This window comes from Sandarakinorhabdus rubra, from assembly GCF_010994245.1.
GTDB classification, from domain to species: Bacteria; Pseudomonadota; Alphaproteobacteria; order Sphingomonadales; family Sphingomonadaceae; genus Sandarakinorhabdus; species Sandarakinorhabdus rubra.
Genome location: NZ_WMHO01000119.1, coordinates 1 through 7,941, shown reverse-complemented (window position 1 = coordinate 7,941; position 7,941 = coordinate 1). Strand labels below are relative to the sequence as shown.

10 protein-coding genes are annotated in these 7,941 nt (G+C 68.9%); 4 read left to right on the top strand and 6 right to left on the bottom strand.

What is annotated here, in order from left to right:
- A partial coding sequence (locus GJV64_RS08620; RefSeq protein WP_164156852.1) for a TonB-dependent receptor domain-containing protein occupies positions 1-370 on the top strand: 370 nt, incomplete at its 5' end.
- On the opposite strand, the gene GJV64_RS08615 is transcribed toward GJV64_RS08620, so the two are convergent.
- On the bottom strand, positions 354-926 hold the full coding sequence (locus GJV64_RS08615) for a GNAT family N-acetyltransferase (RefSeq protein WP_164156851.1): 573 nt from the start codon (positions 924-926) through the stop codon (positions 354-356). The two genes, GJV64_RS08620 and GJV64_RS08615, sit on opposite strands and share 17 nt — an antisense overlap.
- Positions 927-1,046: 120 nt before the next feature.
- Here GJV64_RS08615 and GJV64_RS08610 point away from each other — a divergent pair, with 120 nt between their 5' ends.
- The 3 genes from GJV64_RS08610 to GJV64_RS08600 are packed head-to-tail and all read left to right on the top strand — an operon-like array spanning position 1,047 to position 3,753.
- Entirely contained in the window at positions 1,047-1,550 is a 504-nt protein-coding gene (locus tag GJV64_RS08610) for a GNAT family N-acetyltransferase (protein ID WP_164156850.1), read from the top strand.
- Entirely contained in the window at positions 1,547-2,554 is a 1,008-nt protein-coding gene (locus GJV64_RS08605) for a phosphotransferase family protein (protein ID WP_164156849.1), read from the top strand. Before GJV64_RS08610 ends, GJV64_RS08605 begins: the two co-directional genes overlap by 4 nt.
- Positions 2,551-3,753 (top strand): acyl-CoA dehydrogenase family protein, encoded by a 1,203-nt coding sequence (locus GJV64_RS08600; protein ID WP_164156848.1) that lies wholly within the window; start codon positions 2,551-2,553, stop codon positions 3,751-3,753. The genes GJV64_RS08605 and GJV64_RS08600 overlap by 4 nt, the downstream gene beginning before the upstream one ends.
- On the opposite strand, the gene GJV64_RS08595 is transcribed toward GJV64_RS08600, so the two are convergent.
- From GJV64_RS08595 to GJV64_RS08575, 5 genes are all read right to left on the bottom strand, one after another.
- Positions 3,754-4,377: an HAD-IA family hydrolase gene (locus tag GJV64_RS08595; RefSeq protein WP_164156847.1), complete on the bottom strand. Its 624-nt coding sequence runs from the start codon at positions 4,375-4,377 to the stop codon at positions 3,754-3,756.
- Between the two features lie 29 nt (positions 4,378-4,406).
- Positions 4,407-4,748 carry an iron-sulfur cluster insertion protein ErpA gene (erpA, locus tag GJV64_RS08590; protein ID WP_164156846.1) on the bottom strand — a complete coding sequence of 114 codons (342 nt, stop codon included), beginning with the start codon at positions 4,746-4,748 and terminating at the stop codon, positions 4,407-4,409.
- A 49-nt stretch (positions 4,749-4,797) separates the two neighbouring features.
- The gene (locus tag GJV64_RS08585) at positions 4,798-5,829 is read right to left on the bottom strand and encodes a M23 family metallopeptidase (protein WP_164156845.1); all 1,032 of its coding nucleotides are present in this window, start codon (positions 5,827-5,829) and stop codon (positions 4,798-4,800) included.
- Positions 5,830-6,166: 337 nt separating this feature from the next.
- Entirely contained in the window at positions 6,167-6,625 is a 459-nt protein-coding gene (locus GJV64_RS08580) for a peroxiredoxin (protein ID WP_164156853.1), read from the bottom strand.
- A 2-nt stretch (positions 6,626-6,627) separates the two neighbouring features.
- On the bottom strand, positions 6,628-7,941 hold a 1,314-nt coding region (locus GJV64_RS08575; protein WP_456238856.1), incomplete at its 5' end, for a [protein-PII] uridylyltransferase family protein.

The following is a 7,941-nucleotide window of genomic DNA, read 5'->3' as shown; positions in this document are numbered from 1 at the left end:
CGGCCTTGCCGTGCAGCGCGCCCGCATCACCAGCACCACCAGCGCGGCGCCGGCCGGCCGCCACGTGCCGCTGGTGCCGGATTTCCAGGCCAGCCTGTGGCAGCGCTGGCAGGTGGCCGAGCCGCTGGCCATCGGTCTTGGCGTGCTGCACCAGGGCGCCAGTTTCGCCGGCATCAGCAACAGCGTGCGACTGCCGGCCTACACGCGGGTGGATGGCGCGCTGTTCGTCACCCTGGCCAAGGGGGTGAAGGCGCAGCTGAATGTCGAGAATCTGTTCAACACCGCCTATTTCCCGACCGCCCATACCGACAACAACATCAGCACCGGCACGCCGCGCACGGCCCGGCTGACGATCAGGACGGCGTTCTGACCCGTTCCCACAGGCCGAGCGATTCGCCCTTGTAGACGGCCTCGCCGTACCGGCTGAAGCCGCAGCGCCGCGCCACCGCGATGCTGGCGGCATTGGCGGGGTGGATCATGGCAGCGGTGCGGGCAAAGCGCGGATCGGCACCGCTTGTCGCTTGCCTGTCGGCCCAGGCCAGCGCGCAGGCCACCGCCTCGCTGGCATAGCCCTGGCCCTGGGCTTCCGGGTGGAAGCTCCACGCCGCTTCCGGGCAGCCGAAGTCCGGCACGCCGGTGCGTTCCCCGTGCAGGAAGCCGACATCGCCGATGTGCACGTCCTCATGCGCGCGTGTCACGGTCCAGATGCCATAGCCCATCAGCTCCCAATGGCCGACATAGCGTAGCAGCCGGTTCCAGCTGTCTTCGCGGTTGAACGGCTTGCCGCCGAAGTGCGTCACCACCACCGGGTGCGCCCACATCATCGCCAGCCGCTCGAAATCATCGAGGCGCGGCCGCCGCAGCACCAGGCGTTCACTGGTCAGGGTGGGGGCGCGGGTGGGGGCATCGGCCATGGTGCGAATCATAGGCACTCCCCCTGCCAACTTCCAGTAACCGCTGTGTGACAGTGCTGTTGCCGCAGCCGCCCGGCGTGATAGCCATGGGCGCATGGCCGTTTCGCCCTTCTTCGCCCGCATCCGCCGCCGATGATCCGGCTGGCCAGCCCCGCCGATCTGCCGCTGCTGCCCGCCATCGAGGCGTCGGCGGCCACGCTGTTTGCCGGCACCGCGGTTGCGCATCTGGTCGATGGCGAGACCACAGCGCCTGCCGAACTGGCCCGCAGCTGCCGCGCCGGCACCCTGTGGGTGGCCGACGATGGCGAACCGGCGGGCTTCCTGATGGGGACAACCATTGCCGGCTGGCTGCATCTGCAGGAAATGTCGGTGGCGCGCCGCGCGCAGCGACGCGGCCTTGGTGCCGCCCTGATGAACGCCGCCATCGCCGCCGCGCCCGGTCTTGGCTGCACCCATTTGTCGCTCACCACCGATCGCCTGCTGCCGTGGAATGCCCCCTTCTATGCGCGGCTGGGGTTTGCCATCGTCGCCGATGATGACCCCATGTTGCCCGCCTGGCTGGCCAGCCTGCCGGCGCGTGTTGCCGCCAGCGGCCTCGATCCCGCACGGCGCTGCATCATGGTGCGGGCCGCATGACCGATCTTGATCGGCTTGCGGGGTGGCTGCCCGCTGCCGGGTTGGCGCTCGCCGCCGGCGCTGCACTCACCCGGCTGGGCGGCGGCATTGCCAACCGCAATGAACGTGTCGAGCTTAGCGTCGGGCCGGCGGTGCTGCGCCGCCCGCCGCCGGGTCTGCTCGCCGCCGGGGCCAGCGACATGGCGCGCGAGGCCAAGGTGCTGGCCGCACTCGCCCCCGTTTTCCCGCTCGCGCCCCGACTGATCGCCTTCTGTGCAGACGAGACGGTGCTGGGCACGCCGTTCCAGCTTCTCGAATGGCGCGACGGCATCGCCATCGGCGGGCAACTGCCAGAGGGCGCCGACCAGCGCCTGGTGGAGACGACCCTGCAGGCGATGGCGGCGCTGCACGCGCTCGATCCCGCTGCCATCGGCCTTGCTGACCTCGGCAAGCCGGAAGGCTTTCATGCCCGCCAGCTGAAGGGCTGGACGGCACGTGCGGCCGCCGTGTGGCCCGATGAACTGCCCGCCGATGCCGCCGAGCTGATCGCCGCCTTGTCCGAAGCTGTGCCGCCAGAGGTGGGGGCACCGGTGCTGCTGCACATGGACCTGAAGCCCGACAATCTGCTCGTCGATCCCGCCACCATGCAGGCCAGCGCCATGATCGACTGGGACATGGCCACCAGGGGCCCACGCGGCTTTGATCTCGCGATCCTGCTCTCCTACTGGATCGAGCCCGGTGACCCTGAAGACGTGAAGCCGCTGCGCGCCGTGCCGTCGCTGACGCCCGGCTGGCCGGGGCGGCAGGCGCTGGCGGCGCGCTACCGTGCGATCAGCGGGCATGATGTTGGCGATCTCGTCTGGCCGACGGCGCTGGCCCGGCTGCGGCTGGCGGTGGCGTGGATGCAGCTTTACCGAAAATGGCAGCGCGGCGAGATGGAAGGAGACCGCTATCAGGGGTTCGAAGCGCTGGCGCTGGCAATCCTTGCCCATGGCCTCGCGCAGTTCCGGAAAGGCTTGCTGTGACCGATTTCACCCTCCCCGAAGAGACCAAGGCGCTGGCCCGCCGCGTTCGCCAGTTCGTGATCGAGAAGATCATTCCCTACGAACGCGATCCACGCCTGACGCAACACGGCCCCAACGATGCCTTGCGCGCCGAACTGGTGGCGCTGGCCAAGGCCGAGGGCCTGCTCACCCCGCAGGCGCCGCGGGAACTGGGTGGGATGGGCTTCGATCACGCCACCCAGGCGGCGGTGTTCGAGGCGGCGGGCTGGTCCACGCTCGGCCCGGTGGCCATGAACTGCGCCGCGCCCGATGAGGGCAACATGTATCTGCTCTCCCGCATCGCCCGGCCCGACCAGGTGCAGCAGTTCCTAAAGCCGATGATCGACGGGGAGCGCCGCAGCGTGTTCGCGATGACCGAACCAGACGGCGCCGGCAGCGACCCCGGCCAGCTGAAGACGCGCGCCGTGTTCAACGGCAATGACCACGAGATTTCCGGCCTGAAATGGCTGATCACCGGGGCCAATGGCGCGAAGACCTGGATCATCATGGCCAATGTCGAGCCCAATGCCCACGGCCCGCATGGCCCCACGCTGTTCCTCACCGAAGGCGACACGCCGGGCATCCACATCGACCGGGTGATGGATTCGATGGACCGCAACTATGTCGAAGGCCATTGCGTGGTGCGCTTCGAAGGCCTGCGGCTGGGGCCGAGCCAGATCCTCGGCGAGATCGGCTCGGCCTTCCGCTATGCCCAGATGCGCCTTGCCCCGGCGCGGCTGACCCACTGCATGCGCTGGCTGGGCGCGGCGGCGCGCTGCCAGCATATCGCGCTGGAACATGCCCGGGTGCGCACCGCCTTCGGCAAGCCGCTGCTCCAGCACCAGGGCGTCAATTTCATGCTGGCCGACAACGAGATCGCCCTGCACCAGGCAAGGCTGGCCATCCGCCACGTCGCCTGGCTGCTCGACAACGGGGTGCGCGCCCGCCACGAGAGCAGCATCGTCAAGGCCAGCGTGTCGGAGGAACTGTTCAAGGTGGCGGACCGCTGCGTGCAGATCCTGGGCGGCATCGGCGTGACCAGCGAGACGGTGGTGGAGATGATCTTCCGCGACATGCGGCCCTTCCGCCTCTACGACGGGCCGACCGAGGTCCACAAATATGCGATCGCCACCCAGCTCGAGCGGCAGGGCAGCGCCTTCACCGATCCGGTCGGCTGGTGATCAGAATGTGAGGCCGGTGGCGGCGGCGAGATCGGCGAGCGCCTGGGCCTCGCCGGTCACCTTGATGGCGGTCATGCCCAGCTGCGCCGCCGGCTTGCAGTTGATGCCAAGGTCATCGAGATAGACGCAGGCCGCCGGTTCCACGCCCAGCGCCTCGCACATCATCAGATAGATGCGCGGATCGGGCTTCCGGAGGCCCACCTTCGCGCTTTCGATGACATGGTGAAACTCGGCGAGGATATGCTTCACGCTGGGGCCCCAGCCGATATCCTCCTCGCTCGCCACGTTGTTGGTGATGCAACCGACCTGGAACGCCGCCTTGCAGGCCCTGAGCGCCGCCACCATACCCGGCCGCACATCGCCGGCCAGCAACGGCAGCACATCACCGCCCGGCACGTCATGGCCCAATGCCAGGGCTTCAGCGCGGAACGCGGCATCAAAAGCGGCGGTGCTGATCTCGCTGCGCTCCAGCCGCGCCCAGGCGTTGGTATCGGGATTGGTGGCGTTCACCGTGCGGATGAAGCCCAATGGCAGCCCACGCTGCGCCTCATAACGGGCGAAGGCCTCGAACGGCGAGGAGGTGATGACGCCGCCGAAATCGAAAATCACCGCCCGGATCGTCATGTCATCCCCCGCTTCTGCCCGGCGGGCGATCAGATCGAGAAGCTGGAGCCGCAGCCACAGCCAGAGGCGGCATTGGGGTTCTTCACCTCGAAGGCCGCCGCGCCGATCTTTTCGACATAATCCACCTCGGCGCCGGCCACGAACGGCAGGCTGTCGGGATCAATCAACATGGTGACACCGTCGGTTTCGATGGCCACGTCATCGGCGCCCGCCGCTGGTTCGAGGCCGAAGCGATACTGAAAGCCGGCGCAGCCGCCGCCATCAACGGCAAGGCGCAACATGAGTCCGGGTTTGCCCTGGCGCGCCGCGATCCAGGCGACGCGGGCGGCAGCCGCCGGGGTCAGGCGCGGCAGGAGGGCATCAGTGTCCATGCCTGCTATTTAGGGACTGCAGTCCTCCGCGGCAAGCCGGCGGACGTCCTCAGCGGCCGATGCGCGGGGTCCAGGTGCGACCGCCGGCCATCACGGCATCCTCGGCAGACGCCGGCACCAGCACCGGGGCATAAGGCTCGTTGTTGGCGATGTTGGTCGGAGCAATCACGGTGGCGCGGGTACGGATCGGCGCGTCGAGGCCAAAGCTGGCCAGATCGAGGAAGGGCTGCGGATCGAGCGGGCGGCCATCGAGGCGGATTTCGAAATGCAGGTGCGTGCCGGTCGAGCGGCCGGTGGAGCCCATGCCGCCAATCACCTGGCCCTGGCGGATCACATCGCCTTCACGCACGTGGAAACGCGACATGTGGCCATAACGGGTTTCCATGCCATTGCCGTGATCAACCACGACCACCTTGCCATAGCCAGCCCACCAGCCGGCGCGGACCACGACGCCATCGGCGGCGGCATGGATGGAATCACCGGTCTTGCCGGTCAGATCGAGGCCGGCGTGGAAGGCGCCACCGCCGTGGAAGGGATCGCGGCGATAGCCGAAATCGGAGGACTGGCTGGGCTGCGCCACCGGCAGGAAGGCCGGGATCCGGGCGAAGCTGGCCGCCAGCCGGGCGCGCCTGGCGGCGTCATCGGCCATGGCGCGCACCTGCGGATCGGTCACGGAAATGAACGGGCCGCCCAACGACTGGCGAACGCTGCCATCACGAAGGCCGGTGTCGCGGGCCGCAAGAAACCGCTGCGGATCAAGGCCGAGCCGCTGCAGCAGCGCTTCGGCGCGGGCAGCACCGGCTGGCGCGGCGCCAATCAGCGCGGCCACCGGCTCGGCATGACGCGGCAGCATGCGCGACAGCGTCGCGGCATCGCTCTTCTCGCTGGCCAGGGCATCGAGGAAGGCGCGGCGGGCCTGGGCGATCACGCCCGGAGCGAAACTGGCATGATCGTCGACGGCAACGCTGGCGACCGCGGCATCAACCGACACTGCCTCGGCAGCCGGCGCAGCAGCCGCCGTAACGGCGGCCGCCACCAGCGCCAGTCCGGCGCGCACGATCTTGAAGTTCCGCTTCGACATGGGCAGCTGGCGACCTTCATTCTGCAGGAGGCAGCCAGGCAACACGGCGTCCCATTGTCGGCCGCAAGGTGGCCGGCGTGGGCATCACGTTGACTGAATGTCCCCTCGTCAGCGGTTTACGCAGCTGACACGACGGTTTGAAGCAGCGCCCCCCGCCAGCGACAACCCGGCGTTCGACCCGCAGCGGTCAGCCGTTGGGCGCAGGCGATGAGTTGTGACAGGCGCCTTGCCGAATGGTGAAACCTGTTATCCGGGCGGCCGTATCTACCCCTGCTGGAGGGCCCATGCGGCGGCCCGGCCGGGCGATTCCCCTCCCCCGTCCGGGCCGATTCTGCCTTCAGGCAAGCGCTTGCGCGGCGGCCAGCACCTCTTCGGCGTGGCCCGGAACCTTCACCTTGGGCCACACCCGCGCCACGCGGCCATCGCGGCCGATCAGGAAGGTGGCGCGCTCGATGCCCATGTATTTCTTTCCATACATGGATTTTTCCACCCACACGCCAAAGGCCTCGGTAACGGCGCCTTCGTCGCTGCCCAGGGCCACGGTCAGGCCATGCTTATTGCGGAACTTGGCATGGGCGGCGACCGAATCGCGGCTGATCCCCACCACCGCCGTGTCGGCCGCATCGAACTGCGCCTGCAGGGCTGAAAAGGCCTTGCCCTCGGTGGTGCAGCCGGGCGTGTCGTCCTTGGGATAGAAATACACCACCAGCTTGCGGCCAGCGAAATCGGCAAGGCTGATCGGGCCGGCATCGCCGGCAAGGCTGAACGCGGGGGCGACATCGCCGGGCTGGGGCATGCTCATGACTCTAGTCCTTTCAGGCTGAGAATTTCCGCCCATGCCACGCGCACCAGCCCCTTGGCGACGCCAAGCTGCGTCTGTGCGGCGGCGAAATTTGCCGCACCCAGGAGCCGAACCAGCAGCTGGCTGACCGGAGCGGGCAGGGTTTCGGGCACCCGCGCGCCGGCAAACAGCAGGCGCAGCCAGACAAGGAAGCGGCTGAGCACGTCGTGGGATTCCACCAGTTCGGGTGGCAGCTGGCCGGCCGCCACAAGCGCGGCAATGGCGTGCGGCAGTTCGGGGTGCAGGCCCTGGCTAGTAGCAAGCTGCTGGAAATGCACCAGGAACTCCAGATCGACGAGCCCGCCCGGCGCCAGCTTGACATCAAAGCGCCCCTGCGCCGGCTTGGCCGCTGCCATCTCGGCGCGCATGGCCAGCACCGACTTGCGCAGCGCCTCGATGTCGCGCGGACGGGTGAGCACGGCCGCAATCGCTGCCGTTGCTGCCGCCGCCGGCCCGGCCACCACCCGCGCTCGGGTCAGCGCCATATGCTCCCAGCTTTCGGCCTCCTCGGTCTGGTAGCGCAGGAAACTCTCCACCGACAGCGCCAGATTGCCCTTGGCGCCCCAGGGCCGCAGCCGCGTGTCCACCTCGTACAGTGCGCCGGCCGCGGTCGGCACCGACAGCGCAGTGACCAGCCGGGCCGCCAGCCGGTTGAAATACTGGCTGGCCGGCAGCGGCCGGGCACCGTCAGACATGGTTTCATGATGGCCGGTGAACAGGAAGACGAGATCGAGATCGGAGGCATGGGTCATCGCCCGTCCGCCGTGGCGGCCCAGCGCCAGCACGATCAACTCGCCGCCCGGCACCCGGCCATGGGCGTGCGCATACTCGTCCGCCACGGCCGGCAACAGCACGCGCACCGCGGCATCGGCACAATCGGCGAGGCTGCGGCCCACCACCAGCGGATCGGCAAGGCCCTCGACGAGCTGGGCGCCGAGCTGGAAGCGCAGCTCCGCCGTCCAGCGCCGCACCCGGTCGAGCACGTCCTCCAGCGTTGCAGCGCCCTGGCACAGGCTAGCGAGCTGGGTGGTCAGCGCCTCGGCGTCGGGCAGCGGGGCAAAGGCATCGGGCGACAACATCACGTCGAACAAGGCCGGATCGCGGGCCAGCGCCTCGGCCAGCACCGGCGTGATGCCAACCAGGTTGCCGAGCAGGCCAACAAGGCGCGGGTTGGCGCGCAGCAGGGCAAAGAACTGCACGCCGGCCGGCAGCGCCGCCAGCAGGCCATCCAGCCGCGCCGCCGCCAGGGCCGGATCGGCCGCCGCTGCCAG

What these genes read in the sequence shown, in the direction of transcription:
- GJV64_RS08615 (WP_164156851.1), bottom strand. Translation starts at nt 926, where the DNA reads ATGATTCGCACCATGGCCGATGCCCCCACCCGCGCCCCCACCCTGACC.
- GJV64_RS08610 (WP_164156850.1), top strand. Translation starts at nt 1,047, where the DNA reads ATGATCCGGCTGGCCAGCCCCGCCGATCTGCCGCTGCTGCCCGCCATC.
- GJV64_RS08605 (WP_164156849.1), top strand. Translation starts at nt 1,547, where the DNA reads ATGACCGATCTTGATCGGCTTGCGGGGTGGCTGCCCGCTGCCGGGTTG.
- GJV64_RS08595 (WP_164156847.1), bottom strand. Translation starts at nt 4,377, where the DNA reads ATGACGATCCGGGCGGTGATTTTCGATTTCGGCGGCGTCATCACCTCC.
- erpA (WP_164156846.1), bottom strand. Translation starts at nt 4,748, where the DNA reads ATGGACACTGATGCCCTCCTGCCGCGCCTGACCCCGGCGGCTGCCGCC.
- GJV64_RS08585 (WP_164156845.1), bottom strand. Translation starts at nt 5,829, where the DNA reads ATGTCGAAGCGGAACTTCAAGATCGTGCGCGCCGGACTGGCGCTGGTG.
- GJV64_RS08580 (WP_164156853.1), bottom strand. Translation starts at nt 6,625, where the DNA reads ATGCCCCAGCCCGGCGATGTCGCCCCCGCGTTCAGCCTTGCCGGCGAT.